This is a genomic window from Mangrovivirga cuniculi (genome assembly GCF_005166025.1).
Taxonomy (GTDB): domain Bacteria; phylum Bacteroidota; class Bacteroidia; order Cytophagales; family Cyclobacteriaceae; genus Mangrovivirga; species Mangrovivirga cuniculi.
The window spans coordinates 1,249,363-1,267,291 of the sequence record NZ_CP028923.1 but is presented as its reverse complement, the minus strand read 5'-3'; the positions used below and the strand labels follow the sequence as shown (position 1 = coordinate 1,267,291).

19 protein-coding genes are annotated in these 17,929 nt (G+C 38.3%); 3 read left to right on the top strand and 16 right to left on the bottom strand.

Translation table 11 applies throughout. The annotated features are described in order from the left end of the window. Window positions 1–8 precede the first annotated feature (8 nt). The 11 genes from DCC35_RS21460 to DCC35_RS05785 all read right to left on the bottom strand — a co-directional run bounded on the left by DCC35_RS21460 (window position 9) and on the right by DCC35_RS05785 (window position 9,049). Window positions 9–563: an ABC transporter permease gene (locus DCC35_RS21460; protein WP_137089898.1), complete on the bottom strand. Its 555-nt coding sequence runs from the start codon at window positions 561–563 to the stop codon at window positions 9–11. Then, window positions 556–1,464: an ABC transporter ATP-binding protein gene (locus DCC35_RS05825; protein WP_137089897.1), complete on the bottom strand. Its 909-nt coding sequence runs from the start codon at window positions 1,462–1,464 to the stop codon at window positions 556–558. The genes DCC35_RS21460 and DCC35_RS05825 overlap by 8 nt, the downstream gene beginning before the upstream one ends. A gap of 88 nt (window positions 1,465–1,552) precedes the next feature. Continuing rightward, complete coding sequence (locus tag DCC35_RS20825; RefSeq protein ID WP_217495920.1) at window positions 1,553–2,248, bottom strand: S8/S53 family peptidase; 696 nt, start codon at window positions 2,246–2,248, stop codon at window positions 1,553–1,555. Then, window positions 2,194–3,087, bottom strand: coding sequence for a S8 family serine peptidase (locus tag DCC35_RS21455; RefSeq protein ID WP_217495919.1), 894 nt, complete (start codon window positions 3,085–3,087; stop codon window positions 2,194–2,196). The genes DCC35_RS20825 and DCC35_RS21455 overlap by 55 nt, the downstream gene beginning before the upstream one ends. Window positions 3,088–3,180: 93 nt before the next feature. Continuing rightward, window positions 3,181–4,023 (bottom strand): hypothetical protein, encoded by an 843-nt coding sequence (locus DCC35_RS05815; RefSeq protein WP_137089896.1) that lies wholly within the window; start codon window positions 4,021–4,023, stop codon window positions 3,181–3,183. Between the two features lie 156 nt (window positions 4,024–4,179). Beyond that, the gene (gene dnaJ, locus DCC35_RS05810; RefSeq protein WP_137089895.1) at window positions 4,180–5,286 is read right to left on the bottom strand and encodes a molecular chaperone DnaJ; all 1,107 of its coding nucleotides are present in this window, start codon (window positions 5,284–5,286) and stop codon (window positions 4,180–4,182) included. Between the two features lie 2 nt (window positions 5,287–5,288). After that, window positions 5,289–5,870 (bottom strand): nucleotide exchange factor GrpE, encoded by a 582-nt coding sequence (locus tag DCC35_RS05805; RefSeq protein WP_137089894.1) that lies wholly within the window; start codon window positions 5,868–5,870, stop codon window positions 5,289–5,291. A gap of 69 nt (window positions 5,871–5,939) precedes the next feature. Further along, the gene (obgE, locus tag DCC35_RS05800) at window positions 5,940–6,938 is read right to left on the bottom strand and encodes a GTPase ObgE (protein ID WP_137089893.1); all 999 of its coding nucleotides are present in this window, start codon (window positions 6,936–6,938) and stop codon (window positions 5,940–5,942) included. Window positions 6,939–6,947: 9 nt separating this feature from the next. Then, entirely contained in the window at window positions 6,948–7,523 is a 576-nt protein-coding gene (locus tag DCC35_RS05795) for an adenylate kinase (RefSeq protein ID WP_137089892.1), read from the bottom strand. Window positions 7,524–7,603: 80 nt separating this feature from the next. Next, the gene (hpt, locus tag DCC35_RS05790; protein WP_137089891.1) at window positions 7,604–8,128 is read right to left on the bottom strand and encodes a hypoxanthine phosphoribosyltransferase; all 525 of its coding nucleotides are present in this window, start codon (window positions 8,126–8,128) and stop codon (window positions 7,604–7,606) included. Between the two features lie 6 nt (window positions 8,129–8,134). Next, window positions 8,135–9,049, bottom strand: coding sequence for a zinc-binding metallopeptidase family protein (locus DCC35_RS05785; RefSeq protein WP_246070157.1), 915 nt, complete (start codon window positions 9,047–9,049; stop codon window positions 8,135–8,137). Window positions 9,050–9,246: 197 nt separating this feature from the next. Here DCC35_RS05785 and upp point away from each other — a divergent pair, with 197 nt between their 5' ends. Further along, on the top strand, window positions 9,247–9,789 hold the full coding sequence (gene upp / locus DCC35_RS05780; protein WP_217495948.1) for a uracil phosphoribosyltransferase: 543 nt from the start codon (window positions 9,247–9,249) through the stop codon (window positions 9,787–9,789). Between the two features lie 122 nt (window positions 9,790–9,911). After that, window positions 9,912–10,238 carry a hypothetical protein gene (locus tag DCC35_RS05775; RefSeq protein ID WP_137089889.1) on the top strand — a complete coding sequence of 109 codons (327 nt, stop codon included), beginning with the start codon at window positions 9,912–9,914 and terminating at the stop codon, window positions 10,236–10,238. Window positions 10,239–10,359: 121 nt separating this feature from the next. Here DCC35_RS05775 and sdaAA read toward each other — a convergent pair whose 3' ends face one another. After that, entirely contained in the window at window positions 10,360–11,271 is a 912-nt protein-coding gene (gene sdaAA / locus DCC35_RS05770) for an L-serine ammonia-lyase, iron-sulfur-dependent, subunit alpha (RefSeq protein ID WP_137089888.1), read from the bottom strand. A 100-nt stretch (window positions 11,272–11,371) separates the two neighbouring features. Between sdaAA and hemE the strand changes: the two genes are divergently transcribed. After that, window positions 11,372–12,403, top strand: coding sequence for a uroporphyrinogen decarboxylase (hemE, locus tag DCC35_RS05765; protein WP_137089887.1), 1,032 nt, complete (start codon window positions 11,372–11,374; stop codon window positions 12,401–12,403). A gap of 838 nt (window positions 12,404–13,241) precedes the next feature. On the opposite strand, the gene DCC35_RS05760 is transcribed toward hemE, so the two are convergent. The 4 genes from DCC35_RS05760 to DCC35_RS05745 all read right to left on the bottom strand — a co-directional run bounded on the left by DCC35_RS05760 (window position 13,242) and on the right by DCC35_RS05745 (window position 17,848). Continuing rightward, a complete protein-coding gene (locus tag DCC35_RS05760; RefSeq protein ID WP_137089886.1) occupies window positions 13,242–13,694 on the bottom strand; it encodes a hypothetical protein in 453 nt (150 codons plus the stop codon). A gap of 147 nt (window positions 13,695–13,841) precedes the next feature. Beyond that, entirely contained in the window at window positions 13,842–15,650 is a 1,809-nt protein-coding gene (locus DCC35_RS05755; RefSeq protein WP_137089885.1) for a TrkH family potassium uptake protein, read from the bottom strand. Between the two features lie 60 nt (window positions 15,651–15,710). Next, entirely contained in the window at window positions 15,711–16,649 is a 939-nt protein-coding gene (locus DCC35_RS05750) for a bifunctional heptose 7-phosphate kinase/heptose 1-phosphate adenyltransferase (RefSeq protein ID WP_317128991.1), read from the bottom strand. Beyond that, window positions 16,649–17,848 carry a pyridoxal phosphate-dependent aminotransferase gene (locus tag DCC35_RS05745; protein WP_137089884.1) on the bottom strand — a complete coding sequence of 400 codons (1,200 nt, stop codon included), beginning with the start codon at window positions 17,846–17,848 and terminating at the stop codon, window positions 16,649–16,651. Before DCC35_RS05745 ends, DCC35_RS05750 begins: the two co-directional genes overlap by 1 nt. Between the last annotated feature and the right edge of the window lie 81 nt (window positions 17,849–17,929).

The window sequence follows — 17,929 nt, the reverse complement described above, 5'->3', positions numbered from 1 at the left end:
ATAAGCACTTACTCCCCTGCAATCGTACCCACCAGAGCTGAGGTTTTTTTCTCTGTTCCATCCTCACTTAAATTGATAGTCGTTATATCGATATCCGAATTTATTTCATCAAAAATATCTGTTGAAAGTCCTTTTTTCTGAAGTTTCAAACGCTCAATTTCGTCTTCTAACATTGATTCAATAACCGTAAGCGTTCCAATCCCCGGGTTTCCCTTAGTTCTTAACACAACGTCTTTAGGGTCATCTCCCTTAAAATCTGGAATATATAACAAACCATAGGCCTTAGAGTCCAGGTATGTCTCTTTGGCTAACTCACCGGATAAAGATTCAGATAAAAACTCAAACTCTAAGTTGTCTGAGGATATTAAAGCCTTTCTGAATTTTTCGGATTTATCCAGGACTATAATTTTCTTTTGATCCTCAACTCCTTTGACTGATAAAAAAATTATCAGGGCATAAACGCCAACAATTAATAATGGTGTTAAAAATGTCATCAGAATAAACGTTTTATTCGTGACACGAGTCAGGTATTCTCTTCTGATGACTAATAAGATCTTATTCATTTTTTTTATTTACAGATTGAATAAAAATATCGTTAATCGTAGGTAGTTTTTCATTAAAGCTAAAAACCTCCTTCTGATCTATAACTTCTTTTAATAAATCATTGGCTCCATGATCAAAGTTCAGTTTCACGTCAGTCCTTTGTTCACCATTAGCAAGAAAAGTGTGGACAACTTCTCCTGATGTCAGATTCAGGTTTCCTTCTGCATGACCAATAGTCCAAATATTCTGTTTATGCTGGTTCTTTATCTCATTTTTTTCACCATACAATATCAATTTGGAATTATTTATCATTGCAATTTCATCACATAACTCTTCCACTGATTCCATTCGGTGAGTAGATAGTATAATTGTCTTGCCTTCTCCTTTTAGTCTTATTATTTCGTCTCTTACCAGGTTTGCGTTTACAGGATCAAAACCTGAAAAGGGCTCGTCAAGAATTATGAGATCCGGGTCATGAACTACAGTGCTGATGAACTGAACTTTTTGCTGCATCCCCTTAGATAGATCCTGAACTGTTTTATTCCACCAACCCTTCATCTCGAATCTTTTCATCCAGGAAATAATCGCCTCTTTAGCTTCCTTCTTCTTCATACCTTTAAGGCCGGCCAGGTACATCAATTGCTCTCCAACCTTCATTTTTTTATAAAGGCCTCTTTCCTCTGGCAAATAACCTATTTTTTCTATTGTATGAGAATTTAACTCTTTCCCATTAATTAGTATCTTCCCCTTATCTGGCGCAATAATGCTGGTTAGAATTCTGATAAAAGTAGTTTTACCGGCTCCATTAGGACCCAGTAATCCGAATATTTTCCCTGAATGAATCTCTAGTGTGATATCGTCCAACGCTATATTCTTACCATAGCTTTTAGTAATATGCTTTGCTTCTACAATTGGTTTCATTAAAAATCATCTGGTAGATAATGCTCTTAAATTACAAAAAAGCTACCTGGAAGGGCAGCTTTTTTATATTGAAGGTGAATTTTTAATTTTACTGTATCGTAACTGCTTTATAAGCATCAATCGTTCCCCACCCAAACTGACTACTACGTGACGGGTATAAATCTGCTGAACGAGTTAATCGATTTAATACTTGTTCTCTGCTAAGAGAAGGATTTGTACTCCAAACTAAAGCGGCAATTCCTGAAGTCGTGGCTGTAGCTACTGAAGACCCGCCGACCCTTGAAGGATCAGACCCACTTTGTGCAAGTGTAAGACTAGTTCTACCACTATCTCCTGCTCGCTGCATTACAATAGTGAAATCAACTTTTCTACCTGAATGGCAATTACTACATCTTTGGTAGCCTGCATCTGTAATTCCTGTTACAGCAACTGTCTCACTCATGTTTGCCGGAAAAATCACTCCATACCAATTCGTAAAAGAAGTAGAAGTTCCTGCAGCACAGAACATCAGTTTCCCTCTTGCATAGGCATATCTGATTCCATCTGCGACCTGGCCACTTGATAATGGAGAACCAATAGACATACTGATAATCCTAACATCGGATCGATTTCCTAGCAGTACTAAAGCATCTGTCACTCCATCTTTTTCTCTTCCTTCCTCAATCACGACATCACCAGTACCTCTTACTCCCACAAAATTAGAATTATAAGCGACACCTACTGAAGAACCTACAGTTCCTCTTGGCCCGCTATAACTCCTGCCATTTGAGTACCGTGGCCACATTTATCATTAGGCCCATCCGGTCTGGCCCACCACCACCAGGAGCTTACATAAGTGCCGTATTTACGCAAGTACCTGCCAGATGACCATCCGGAATTAAATTGAGAATTAAGCCCGGCCTGGTCAGGCGATAGCCCGGTATCGATCATTCCGATCGTGATTCCTTTACCTGTGGTTAAATTCCAGGCTTGTGGTATATTACTTGTATAATAATTCCACGATACTTTTACTGCAGGTGAAGCTGATACATAATCGGCAGGCTCCAAATAACTATCAGGAGAATTCCCACACCCGAGTTTACCCATCGTGCGATATTCTTCACTGTCAACATCTGCAATTTCTGAAAAATAATAAGTATGAGGTTCAATATACCTGACTTCACCCATCTGCCTGAGCATAGTAACAGCTGATGGAGATGAAATTTTTACCTTTAAAAAAGGCAATGTAGAATGACTCTGCGTTTGAAGTCCTTCTTCCGGAATCTGGATTCCATCAGATAAGTGCGCCCTCTCCAGAGTTTGCATCACATTATTTAAAGATTTTGTCCATTCACTTTCTTTGATGTCAAAATCTTCCCAATTCGAAAAAGAACTCTCTGATGGTTGGTATCCAATTACCGCAATGCTGTCATGAGATATAATAGCACTGTAAAGTTCACTGTCTGATAACTCATCCCATTTAAACTCATCATCTTGCAATAATGATTGTTCGATTACAGAGTTTAATTCAGTTTTGGTTGAAATTTCAATTTCCTTTTTTTGAACAGGGTTTTCCTGAAGGTTACAGGAGTTCATTATGGCCATAATCATCATGGCCACGATGAGTCTAGATAAGTTTTTCATGGTTATTTGCGTTATATTTGGTTGATAACCAATAATATACAAAGTAAAAACTTAAAACGAAACCGAGTATATAATTAATTCGTCAGAAAGAGATTATTGAAATGAAATATTTCCCATGGCCACTGCCAGGTCAAACCTGATGTAAAACTGATTTGGAGAAACTCTGTCCAGAAATGCCTGATTTACAAAGGTATTTTGTGAAACCTTAATAAACTTATCGTTTAATTTAATTTTACAAAGGGGTGAATCCTGAATTACGACTTTTACAGGGATTTCAGGATTGGTGCAAATAACATTTAAACTTCCTGCGCCGAGACTGGCCTGAATATGAGTATTGCTGAAAAGTTTATTATTTAGCTCTAATTCGACACTTCCAAAACTAATATTAGCCTTTATTACCCTTGCTTTAAGTTCATTAAGATTTTTTATGTAGATCTTTCCTAAATCGGATTTTATATTCAAGGTATCAAGAAAGGTAGGGTTAGGAGTATTTTCATTGCAGTTCACAAATACATCAGCACTTCCGGAGGTTATTGACATTTTCCTGACAGGTATTCCGGATAGATCGAGAAATGCATTTCCCGTACCATACTTGAGATCCAGTTCGAAGTTGTGATCCCTGCTAAGGTACATATTACATTTTTCCTGGTATTTATTGGTACCAAAAAGCCCCAGTCCTAACAACCCATTATTGGAAAGTGCAGGCTTTTCAAGCATCACATTTACATCCTGAACATCTCCTACTTTTTTTGATTCAAGTTTAGGAAGACTTTTCTCATCATCGGAAATAAAATAAAGATTAAGTGGTTTGTTATTTTGTGATGGCTTTAAATAACTGATCGCCTCCAATGAAGTGAGATTAAAGCGCACATATCTGGCTCCTGGTTCAGGATCAACATCAAGATGCTTCTTATCCTGTGCGGTAATTTCGCACACAGCTGAGAAGACTATAACACTATAAAAAATAACTCTTAACCACATCGTTAACAGTAACGTAAGCTTTATTCATTTAGTTGCACAACCCCCTAATATAAAAATCGGCAACCGTATTTTCAATACGATTGCCGATTAAATTGTTGAGCATATCTCTTGCTAAAAGTATTCTTTCATGCGCTCGAAGAACCCTTTTTCGTTCTTTCCCGGGTTAGGTTTGAAGTTATTACTTGACCTCAAATCTTCGAGAACTTGCTTTTCATCTTTAGTGAGTGATTTCGGAGTCCATACGTTTACATGGATCAACTGATCGCCGGTACCATATCCGTTAAGATCTTTAATACCTTTACCTCTTAATCTAAGAACTTTACCACTTTGAGTTCCGGCAGCAATTTTAATTTTTACTTTTCCTTCCAGTGTTGGTATTTCCACATCTGAACCTAAAGCTGCATCAATAAAGCTTACATAAAGATCATAAACTACATTGTTACCATCTCTTTTCAGGTGATCGTGTTCGATTTCTTCTATTAAAATCAGAAGATCACCTGCAGGTCCGCCGTTTGGCGCTTCATTACCTTTTCCTGACATGGACAATTGCATGCCATCAGAAACACCAGCCGGAATTTTTATAGAAATAACTTCTTCTTTTGGCTCAAGACCCTGGCTGTTTGCTCCTGGAGGAAGGTTATCCACTATCTGACCACTACCACCACAAGTCGGACATGTACTGCTGGATACCATCTGTCCCAGCATCGTATTAACTACTTTTCTGACCTGACCGGTACCCTGACAAGAAGAACAGGTTTTAAATGTAGCTCCATCTGCTGCCACAAGTCTGTTAACCTTGATCTTTTTCTCAGCTCCCGTAGCCATTTCTTCAAGACTGAGCTTTAATTTTATTCGAAGGTTCGAACCTTTTCTTCTTCTTGTACGGCCTCCGCCACCACCTCCAAAGAATGATTCAAAAGGATTGCCGCCTCCACCAAAAATATCTCCAAACTGAGAGAAGATATCATCCATGTTCATACCTCCGGCGCCACCTTTCATGCCTTCATGGCCAAAACGATCGTATCGTTCACGTTTTTCAGTATTGCTTAGAACCTCGTATGCCTCTGCTGCCTCTTTAAACTTATCTTCAGCTGCAGGATCACCGGAATTTTTATCCGGGTGATACTTAATAGCTAATTTCCGATAAGCTTTCTTGATTTCTGCTTCAGAAGCATTTCTATCTACACCTAATATTTCGTAATAATCTCGTTTCGCCATAATTAAGATCCAATAACTACTTTTGCAAATCGTAAAACTTTTTCGTCGATCATATATCCTTTTTCAATCACATCTACGATTTTGCCTTTAAGTTCAGGTGAAGGTGAAGGAATTGCCGTTACTGCTTCCTGGTAGTCAGCATCAAAATCGCTGCCTTGCTCCAGTTCCATCACTTTCACACCTTTTGCGTCTAATAACCTTGCAAGTTTGTCATAAATTAATTTCACCCCGGCCACAACGTCAGGATTTTCATCTTTTATTGCCTGAAGACTTCTTTCAAAGTCATCCATTATTGGTAAAAGATCTTTTAAAATATCCTCACCGGCAGTTTTTACCATCTCCAATCGCTCTTTAGCTGTTCTTCGACGGTAATTATCAAACTCGCTATATAATCGAATATATTTATCGTTGAGGGAATCGACTTCCGCTTTTAATAATTCTTCCGGAGATTCCTGTTTACTTTCCTCGTTCTCTTCGTTTTCGCTTTTTTGCACATTTTCCTCAACAGCGTTCTCCACTTCCTGGTTTTTCTCTTTCACTTCCTGTTCTTGTTGATTCTTGTTTTCGTTTTGCGAATTACCCATATCTTAATATTTATAATCTTGCTTACTTTTCTCAATTAGTTTGCCAAAGACTTATCTTGTGACAATTTGTCAGCGATCTGCATTTAGCACCTGCCAGATCTTGTCTTTTAACGGCTGGATTCCATATCCTGTTACAGAAGAAATAAACACATATGGTACATCATAGTTCAAAGTTTCTTCCATTTCATTCATCAACTCTTCATCAAGCATATCCGCTTTGGATATTGCAATCAGCCTTTGCTTATCTAATAATTCCGGATTGTACCTTTTAAGTTCATCGACAAGTACCTCATATTCCTTATTCAGATCGTCAGCATCCACTGGTATAAGAAACAGCAACATACTGTTTCGCTCAATGTGTCGTAAAAACCGTAGTCCAAGGCCCTTTCCTTCAGCAGCTCCTTCAATTATTCCCGGAATATCAGCCATGACAAATGATTGATGATCCCTGTAGGCAACTACCCCAAGATTTGGAGTCAAAGTCGTAAAAGGATAATCTGCTATTTCCGGCTTAGCAGCCGAAACAGAGCTTAATAATGTCGATTTCCCCGCATTAGGAAATCCTACTAATCCCACATCCGCAAGAAGTTTTAGTTCGAGAATCACCCACCTGGTTTCTCCAGGTTCTCCCGGCTGGGCATATCTCGGTGTTTGATTGACTGAATTTTTGAAATTCTCATTTCCCAATCCACCTCTTCCCCCGGGGGATAGAATTACTTCCTGTCCATCTTCAGTGATCTCACACAGTACTTCTCCAGTTTCATCATCTTTAGCTATTGTACCCAATGGTACCTCGAGGATTTCATCCTTACCTGCGGCCCCGGAACTTCTCATGCTACCACCCGGTTCACCATTTTCAGCTAATACGTGTTTACGATATTTCAAATGAAGCAAAGTCCATAGCTGACTGTTACCCCTGAGTATTACATGACCTCCCCGGCCACCATTACCTCCATCAGGGCCTCCTTTAGCTACATGCTTTTCCCTCCTGAAATGAACAGCTCCCGGACCTCCATGACCGGAGCGGGAGCAGAATTTCACGTAATCTATAAAGTTATTTCCTGACATTAAGTCGTTTTATTTCACCTCATCTATAACGGAACAGATGTTATCAAATATCTCATCAATTGATCCTACACCATTTACGCTATAGAATTTATCTTGTTTTTTATAATATCCTGCCACCGGAAGAGTCTCCTTTTCGTACACCTGAATCCTGGTAGTTACTTTTTCGGAATCCTGATCATCTGTACGGCCGCTGGTCTTACCTCTTTCCATGATCCTGTTTCTCAATTCTTCTTCAGGTACTTCGAGGGCTATCATACAATCGATCTTTGTATTTAACTCACCCATCAACTCATCCAATGCCTCCGCTTGAGCGACAGTTCTTGGAAAGCCATCAAATATGATTCCGTTTACCTTCCCGTCTCCTTTAATTTTTTCACGGACCATGTCGATAACCAGGCTATCCGGCACTAATCTTCCCTGATCCATGTATGTTCTTGCTTTTTTACCTAATTCCGTACCCTCTCCCAAATGTTTACGGAATAGATCTCCGGTAGAAATATGTGTTAAATTGTATTTTTCAATCAATTTGGCACTTTGCGTACCTTTTCCGGCACCCGGAGGGCCAAACAGGACTATATTAAGCATGATATATTTTTTGTTTGCATTTAGGGATAATAAAGAGCAAATATAAAAACTATCCCTGAAGTTTAAGACTATTTTACAGGTTAATCCAATTGATAGATGTCGGGCAGGTTTCTTCCATGGCCATTATAATCCATTCCGTAACCAACCACGAAGTCATTTGGTATCTCAAAACCCAGGTAATCAATTTCAAACTGACCTTTAAAAACATCTGGTTTCATTAATAACACACACGTTTTTACTGATTTGACATTTAAATTATTTAATTCATTTAGCAACCATTTCATGGTATTACCAGTATCGACAATATCTTCAACTATCACAATGTGACGGTCTGTTAGGTCTTCATTGATCCCTATTAAAGATTTAATTTCCCCGGTACTTTTGGTTTCTTCATAGCTCGAAACTTTGGTAAAACTGATTTCGCATGGAATTTTGGTCTCTTTGAGCAAATCAGATGCAAACATAAATGCACCATTGAGAATTATCAGAAAAACCGGGTTCTTATCCTGATATTCATTTATTATTTCTTCAGACAGCTCATTAACCTTAGTTTGGATCTTTTCACTCTCCATGTATAATGTGGCTGTCTTGTCTAATACCTTCATAATGGCTTATAATTTTTTCATTAAGTATTGATACATATTTATCATTGATTCAAAATCAAATTTAAATACTTTTTCTTCAGGACTGTGTACATGGTCTTCCGGCGCTCCTATAAAACACCAGTCGAAAGGATAATCTGACTCTTGCAATTCCCTTGCATCACTTGATCCGCTACCTTCTATCTCGAGCTGATATGCGATACCTGAATCAGTAGCATATTTTAAGATTCTATTTAGCCAGGTGCGCCTGGGGAGTCCTCTGTCTCTCATTGATATCGCCACTCCCTTACCATGGTGTACACCATCAGTAACCCAGGTAATATCAGAAATCAAGGCTTGCCTGACTCCATATTTTTCATAAATGAATTTTGCTACCTGGGGAACCGCACCCCCACCATGTTCTTCCCTGGTTGAGAAAACAATTATTCCATTTTCTAAAGTTTCTGCTACTTTGAGCGCATTTAAAACACCCAGTCGATTGTCCAAGTAACAGCTTTGAACATACTCATCTGTCTCTCTGAAGTTGGATTCAAAAACCAGGTTAGTACCACGATCTATCGCCCTGCCAAAATGATAAAATAAATTCCCCTCTTTATTCATCTCTAATCGGCAGAGTATTTCACCTTTAGAATCTTCTCCTCTGAGAAAATATCCTGATTGAACATCCGGACCTCCAATCGGTACCAATTGATTTTCATACCTGACAGTAAAACCTATACTATCTATATGAGCAAAAATAGCGGTTCTCGGTTCTCCAAAAACCAGAATAACATTATCATGCCATTCATCACCAGCGATAATTTCCGGCTGCACAACCCATTCTGATTGATTTTTACTTATATAATCAAGTAAGAAATCTTTCATCCTGCTTTCGTCGCCCGACGGAGCAAATACCTCGCATAAATCTTTTAATGTCTGATACATTAGGCAAAAATGCATTTTTTTAAATAGTTGTACATCCTTTTGATGGAATGATTAAATTTGTTAACTCGAAACTCGAAAGCCAATTTATTTACGCACATGTTTGTACTTACAGATAAAAGATCAATTGCTGATCGTTTTTTTGGTAATCTTCGAAACCCGGAGATTCAAAAAAATCGCCCTGTTTTCAGAGCAAACTTATCAAAAGTCGGGCTCTGTTAGCCTACGAAGTATCTAAGAATCTTAATTATGCTGAGGAGACAATTGAAACTACTCTTGGAACGGCAGTTGGTCATAAACTTAGCAAACCCCCTGTAATCATAACCATTTTAAGAGCCGGCCTGCCCATGCTCGATGGATTCATGGATATGTTTGATGATGCTGATATGGGATTTATCGGTGAGTACAGAGTCGAACAAACCGACGAAGAAATAAAAATTAAAAGAGAATATGCAGCGTTACCAAACTTGTCAAACAGAGATGTCATTGTTATTGACCCGATGCTGGCAACCGGAAAATCGATGGTCGAAGCTGTAGAACACCTGGCTGACTTTGGCTCCTGGCAATCTTTACATATCGCTTCAGTGATCGCTGCCCCGGAAGGAGTTAAATATCTCAATGCAAATCTGCCTTTTGGTTACTCTTTATATCTGGGAAAAATTGATGATGGTTTGAATGATGATTCATATATTGTCCCGGGGCTGGGTGATGCAGGAGATTTATCCTTCGGACCCAAAACATAATCCCGTTTTTTTCGGTTAAATATATAATGAAGATCATCTTAAGTTGAGTTGAAAAAACTTCCTGTTTTTTTCATTCTTTTTCACTTATTATTTAACAAAGAGTTTACACTGATAAACAAAAAATGATAGAAGAAATTTCAAAGTATTTGATAGTGTTTGGCAGCAGCATGGTGAAATTCATTTTTGGTCCCGTAGCTGGAACTTCAATGGGATTCTCTTATATAGAAACTGTATTGTTAACTGCTTTCGGAATGATGACTACGGTAATTATCATTACTGTATTAAGTGAAAAAATCAAAGAGTACAAGGCTAAGAGGAACAAAAAGAAAACCCGAAAAAAATTCTCTAAAAGAAGTCGCCAATTTGTAAAAGTCTGGTCAAAATACGGAATTTGGGGAGTGTCATTATTAACCCCCTTATTTTCACCCCTATCGGTGGAGCACTTTTGATTAATGCCGTAGGAGCTCCCCCTAAAAAGATCATCCCTTCAATGCTGGTTTCTGCATTATTCTGGTCTGCAACAATAACATTTGCGCTCAGATTTATAATCCCTGATCTTCAGTATTTTACTTAATCCTCATCTTTATCTTCATCCGGTAGCATCTCAATATCCTGTATCAATACTCTTTTAGAGATCGATCTGCCTGTAGGTGTATTGGCTAAGCCACCAAGAGCTGTTTCTTTATACCTGTCTTCCATGCTTTGGCCAACTTCTCCCATTGCCATAACGCATTCGTCTACAGGGATTACAGCATCCATATCTGCAATGGCAATTTGAGCCGATGAATGTGCAATAGCTGCAGCACTGGCATTTCTAACAATACAAGGCACTTCCACCAAACCTGCAACCGGATCACATATAAGTCCGAGCATACATTGAATGGTAATACCTACAGAATTAAATATCTGATCAATTGTCCCATCAAAAGCATGTACAATTGCCCCGGCTGCCATGGCTGCAGCTGTTCCAGTTTCAGCCTGGCATCCACCAACAGCACCTGCTATACCTGCATTTCTTTCAATTATCAAACCTATCCCTGCCGATACCAGCATGCATTCGGTTATCTTTTTATCAGAGATTCCATGTTCCTCCTGAAGAGTATTCAGAACTCCCGGCATAATTCCTGAGGCACCGGCCGTTGGAGCAGCCACCACTTTCCCCATACAGGAATTTACCTCTTTTGCGGCTAAAGCACGTGAGATCATATCAGTGAACCCTTTGTTTAACACATGCTTTTCAGACTTATAGACTTTTTTAGCTCCATTATTAACCATCCCTGAATGGCTGGTCATATCCTTGGTCAGACCTGAATTCACAGCATCTCTCATTACATCCAAAGCCCTTTGCATACCATCCCAGATATGCTCTTCTTTTTTACCTTTCTGTTCGATTTCATAATCGATCACAGGTTGGAAAACCGAAATGTCATTTTCAAGACAATGGTTCTTCCAGGATTCAAATGAGTCAAAAAGAAACTTCATATTACTATTGGGTTAATGTTTATGCAAAACTAGATAAATTTTTACGGATTATGGTATTTAATGTTATGCAGAGCCGGGTCGGATTTATGTATATTTGCACATGGCTTTAAAAAACGACCTTTTAATCAGGGCTGCCAAAGGTGAGCCCGTAGAAAGAACACCTGTCTGGTTAATGAGACAGGCAGGAAGAATCTTACCTGAATACAGAGAAGTAAGAGCAAAAATGAATGGTTTTGTAGACCTCGTCAAAAATCCTGAAAGAGCTGCAGAAGTAACTATTCAACCAGTTGATATCCTTGATGTAGATGCTGCGATCATTTTCTCTGATATTTTAGTTATCCCTGAAGCTTTGGGACTTCCTTACGATATGGTAGAAAAAAGAGGACCTGTTTTTCCTCAGACCATTTCTGATATGGATGACGTCAAAAAGTTATCGACATCTGATATGTCTGATAAGCTGGGGTACGTTATTGAAGCTATTAAAATAACAAAGAAAGAGTTAAATGATCGGGTGCCTTTGATCGGTTTTGCAGGTGCTCCATGGACTATTATGGCCTATATGGTAGAAGGTAGCGGATCAAAAACTTTTAGTAAGGCAAGGAAAATGCTTTTTACTCAACCTGAAACTGCTCATGCGCTACTACAATCTATCACAGATTGCACTAAAGCATATTTAAAAGAACAAGTAAATGCCGGAGCAAATCTTGTCCAGGTTTTTGATTCATGGGCAGGAATATTAAGCCCTGATCAATACGAGGAATTTGCAATGCCATACATTAAACAGATCGTAGATTCGATCGATGAGGTACCAGTTACTGTTTTCTCAAAAGGAGCTTATTTTTCTTTGCATTCACTCGGGAAATTAAATTGTGAAACACTAGGCCTTGACTGGAATACTCCGGTTGATTTTGCATTAAAAATGGCAGGTCCTAATATGACTTTCCAGGGAAATTTAGATCCTTGTGCATTGTACGGAAGTACTAGTGAGGTTAGGGCTGAAACGATCAAGATGCTTGATCAGTTCAAAGGACTTCGACACATAGCTAATCTTGGTCATGGAGTTTACCCGGACACAGATCCTGAAAAGGTAAAAGTCTTTATTGAAACAGTAAAAAGTTATACACAGAAATAAAATTTTGATGGTTGGCTGGTAATCTGATTCAGAATATCAGCCGACTATTAATGATGCTTCAGGATACCCTGCCGGTACTCTGTCGCGCGTAGCGAAGCAATACGCGTGACTATAATAACAGCTTCTCCTTTTAAGAGCCCTCCCCTGGTGCAAGAATTCTCTTGTACCGTCGTCGTTAAGCAAACTTAATGTATGTAGTTCAGTTTTTTGACAATATCATAAATAATGAGGTAGGAGTAACTCATGATAAATGCCGAATATCAAATAAAAGCGCCTCAGAAAAATCTGATGGTTTTCATTTTATGTTTTGATCTTGTTAATCCTTGAATCCTGAAAATCTTGATTCTGACAAAGTGGTTCAAGATCAATTTTGAACCTGTGAAGGACCTCCCAAGTTTACTTACGCGTATTCTTGGAATAGTAGGGATATATAGAAGTTTTGGCTGTGAATTGATCTGTCTATTAAAGGTAGCAGCCAAAACTCACCGCGTCATCTCGACGAAAGGAGAGATCTGTTTGTATAGTGCAGACCCTTATCCTATATATCTACCTTCTCATGAAACAGATTTCTCACATACTGACTTCGCTCTCGCTCATCAGTAAATACGTTCGAAAAGACGGAAAAATTGAGATTTGGAGTCTTTTTATTAGGCAGTTTTATTGATAATAGTATGTCTCGAATTTAATTTATTCCCCAACTAAATCTGCTATCCTATCATCCTATCAATCATAAAAATCCTAGTTCAGACAACTTTCTTAAATGCCCGAGATACAATCCCTGCTTTTCATTAATAGTTTGAAGTTGTCCTGCGGAACACTTCAAACAGCAAGGAAGCTATTAATACATTACATGGTCTTGATTTTCTTCAATTCCAATTAATATTTGCTTTGGATTTAACACAGTATCATAACCGTGGTCTTTACCATATAAGTTTTTATAAAACTCCCTTCCCTCTTGTCCTAATAGTTTATATCTATATAAAATTGTTAAATAGTTTTCCTTGGGGAAATCTATTTCTTTAATTTCAATTAGATTATCTGTTACAACCTTAACTTCATGATCACCATTATCTATTTTAAATACATATGAGTCAAAATTGTTCGAAACTATGGAAAAATGAATTGTATCTTCTATATACAGACTATCATCAATGAATACATTGATTGGGACCTCTTTTTGATCATAACTTTCATTAGAAATATAGATATATAGTGACTTTCTTCTCTCGCAGGAGAATAAGCTAAAAATTATTACTATTAAAAATAATTTTCTAATTGGTTTATTTTTCATCTTTTATTGTGTGAGTGGTTTTACCAAAAAGATAATTTTTGATCAAACTGTTAAATACTCCCCTGGCGTGCGTAGCAAAGCAATACGCGTGACTATTATAACAGCTTCTTCTTTAAAAGCCGTTGGCTGGTAATCTGAACCAGGACATCAACCGACCATTAATGATGCTCTAGGATACCTGGCAGTATCTTTCCATCCTCTGAAACTTAGTGCCAGCGCAAAAGTTAATGTTCCTACCCTACCCAGGAACATCGAAATAATTATCATCACTTTTCCGCCCATCGATAATTCAGGTGTGATCCCCATCGATAAACCAACGGTAGCAAAGGCACTCACCTGTTCAAACATTATTTGCTCCAATCGAGCCCCAGGTTCTGTAATTGATAAAACAAAAACGCCGATAAGATTAAGAACAACTGCGAAGACAAAAGTCGATAACGCCCTGAAAATCGTACTATTAGGAATGTACAATTTATTGATCACTACTTTTTTATTACCTCTTATGGTTGCAATCACCGATTGAACGATGATAAAAAATGTACTCGTCTTAATACCTCCACCAACTGATCCCGAAGACGCACCGATAAACATCAGGAAAACAAAAATAAATATAGTTGGCATGGTTAAAGAGGCTATGTCAACTGTATTAAAACCAGCGGTTCTGGTAGTACCCGACTGGAAGAAACTGGTGATCATACTCTCCATGAAATTCATACCCTGAAGAGTATTGTTTCGCTCCAGAATATAAAACATGACCATCCCAAATATCAATAAGGTGGCAGCCATATAAACAGCCACTTTAGTTCCCAGTTCCCAATCTTTCCACGGGTTATTAAGACGGTCACGAAGCTTTTTAATTGAAAACAGATCTTGTAAAGTTGAAAAACCTAATCCACCAAGAATAACAGTTAAAATAACTATCACATGGATGGCATAGCTATTTACAACCGTCGAATTATATAGTCCATTGGTAAATAAGCTAAACCCGGCGTTACAAAAAGCAGAAACAGCATGAAAGAAACTGACGAAAACCTTTTCACCAACGGATGAAAAAATAGCATCATCTTCCCATGATGTATAAATCATTACAAAACTTATGAGCTCAATGAGAAGAGTAAAATTCACAACTCTTCTTAGAAGGTCTTTTGCTGATGCCAGGGAATCAGAATTCAGATGATCCTGGATTAATGATTGCTGTTTTATTCCTACTCCATGTCTTAGCAATCCACTAAAGAAAGTTGCGAATGAAACGATGCCTATTCCACCTAACTGCATTAGAACAAGGATTACAAGGTGGCCTTTAAATGAGAAATAAGTAGCCGTATCAACAACAATTAACCCTGTAACACATGTTGCCGAAGTTGCAGTAAACAGTGCATCGATGAAAGACATCGAATCAGTGCCAACAGTCGTCGATGGAAGCATCAACAATCCTGATCCGATGAATATCAACATCAGAAAACTGATAATAAATGATGCCGCTGGTCGAACATTAATCTGTGATATACTTTCTATAATCCTGACAAACTCGATCAGCAGGACTATCAATAAATAGAGAGAAAAGACTTTTTTATAGAATTCAAAATACTCTCCTTCTCCAAAAAACCGATAAATACGCTGTAGTAAACTGGCTTCCGTAAATAAATTAAAAACACCGTTCAACAGTATCAGGAACAGCATTATAAACTCTATTAGATTGGCTCTTAAAAATTGCTTTCTTTCAGAATTATAAAGAAGTTTAACAGCGAATGTGAAAATAAAAACACCAAAGACAACTTCGAGCCAGAATGCCAGTGCTTTTTGAGCATTTACCGGTAAGTCAAATCCCTGAAGGTAAATCAGAAGGCTAAATCCGGCAATGAATGCAACACTACCAAGGCCACCGACTGCCTTAAGTACAGCGTCCTTACTATCAAAAAGAATTGTATTTATCCTGTCTATCAGAGATTTAAACACGCTATGAAGGTATGTTGTTTTTTAATGCCTCTTCTCTCAGTCTGTCCCTGTCAACCGGCACTACACCAAGATATTCGCAAACAATACCACCCCCAAATTAGCCAATCCTGCCAGAGTATCCGGGTCCAGACCTAATGCCAGGCATAATGCAGCTATACTCACAACAGTATCTCCTGCACCGGAAACATCAGAAATTCTTCTGTAATGAGCATCCAGGTATATAGATCTTCCATTAGCATTATAATGGATTCCGTGTTCTGACAAAGTTAAAAGCACTGATTCTGCGTTAAGTTTATCTCTCAGTACTTTTACTGCTTTATCTACTTCAGGGCGGTTATTACCATGTAACTCAAGATGTAATCCTTCCCTGAGTTCCTTCAGGTTAGGTTTAAACAGAGTTACATTTTTATAAAAGTTGAAATTTCTTTTCTTTGGATCGACTACTGTGGGGACATTTCTGGATTTGGCATAATCAACAGTTTCCTGTATTACGTGTTCGTTAATTGTCCCCTTATCGTAATCTTCAAAAATAACTACATCAACCTCTTTATCAATTAATCTTTTGATATGTCCGATCAGGCTCTGCTCTTCAAGGTTTACCAGGGGTGTATCTGTTTCATGATCTATTCTCATCATTTGCTGCGAACCCGACAACACCCTTAGCTTAGTTGTTGTCATCCTGGTTTTACTTCTGATTATCCCCTGATCGGGAAGATCATTATCCTTGAGTAAGTGTAAAAATTCGTCTCCTTCAGTGTCATCTCCAATTACTGAACAAAGGATCGGAGTTGCTCCCAGTTCCCTGATATTCATCGCAACGTTTGCTGCCCCTCCAAGTCTTTTTTCTCTTCTGGAAACATTTACTACCGGAACCGGAGCCTCAGGAGAAATCCTGTCAACTTTTCCCCATGTATAAGCATCGATCATCACATCACCGATGATCAGCACTTTTAGTTTGGAAAAAGCTTTTAAAATGTCGTCTATTGATGAATAATCCATTATTTCAATTTAGCTAAAGCAACTTTGATTCGTTCGATTGCTTCTCTTAATTCACTTTCAGAAGCAGCATAACTTAACCTGATAGAAGTTGGAAGGCCAAAGGCTTCTCCTGCTACTGTCGATACATTTGCTTCTTCAAGAATATACATTGCAAGATCAGACGAAGTATTTATTGTAGTATTTCCATCAGATTTTCCGAAATAATACGAAACATCAGGGAAAAAGTAAAATGCCCCTTTTGGAGTGTTATTTTTAAAGCCTGGCAATTCATTCAATAACTCTAACACAAGGTCTCGTCGTCTTAAGTATTCATTTGCCATTTCCTTAGACGGGCCAAGATCTTCTGTTATTGCTGTGAGAGCGGCTCTTTGAGCAATCGAACAATTAGCACTGGTTAATTGTCCCTGAATTTTGCTACATGCCTTGGCAATATGTAAAGGCGCAGAAAGATACCCTACCCTCCATCCTGTCATAGCAAATCCTTTGGCAAATCCATTGACAGTCACAGTCTGATCAACCATTCCCGGCAATGAGGCCAGACTAACATGATTACCTGTATAGTTTATTAATTCATAGATTTCATCTGCAATAGCGATTACATCAGGGTGTTTTTTTAGAACATCTGCCATTTCTGTCAGTTCTTCTTTTGTAAACACTGATCCCGTTGGATTACAAGGAGATGAAAAAATTACTGCCTTAGTTTTATCTGTGATAGCATCTGCAAGTTGCTTAGCTGATGCTTTATATTCGTTTTCGAGTTCTCCGGTAATGTAAACCGGCTCTCCACCCGCTAACTTCACCAAAGCTTCATAAGAAACCCAGTAAGGAGTATAAATAATCACCTCATCACCTGGATTTAAAATTGCCTGAAATAAATTGGCCAGGGATTGCTTGGCACCATTTGAAACTACTATCTGCTCAGGAGTGGTTTCAATTCTATTTTCATTTTTAAGCTTATTGGCAATTGCTTCACGAAGGTCAGCATATCCATTTACCGGAGGATAGCCAAAATATTTACCGCTATCAATTGCAGTTTTAGCTCCATCTTGTATATGCTTAGGTGTTTTAAAATCAGGTTCGCCGAGACTTAAACTGATTACGTCAATTCCTCTCGCTTTAAATTCCCGGGCTTTTGCAGCCATAGCTAGTGTAGCTGATTCTGCCATTGAAGTTACCCGGTCTGCCAATTTTATTGCCATAATGATCTAGGTTTAAAATATTTGATGTCCAAAATTAAAACCATGAATGATTCAGACCTAATACTTTGCATTTTTTTTAAT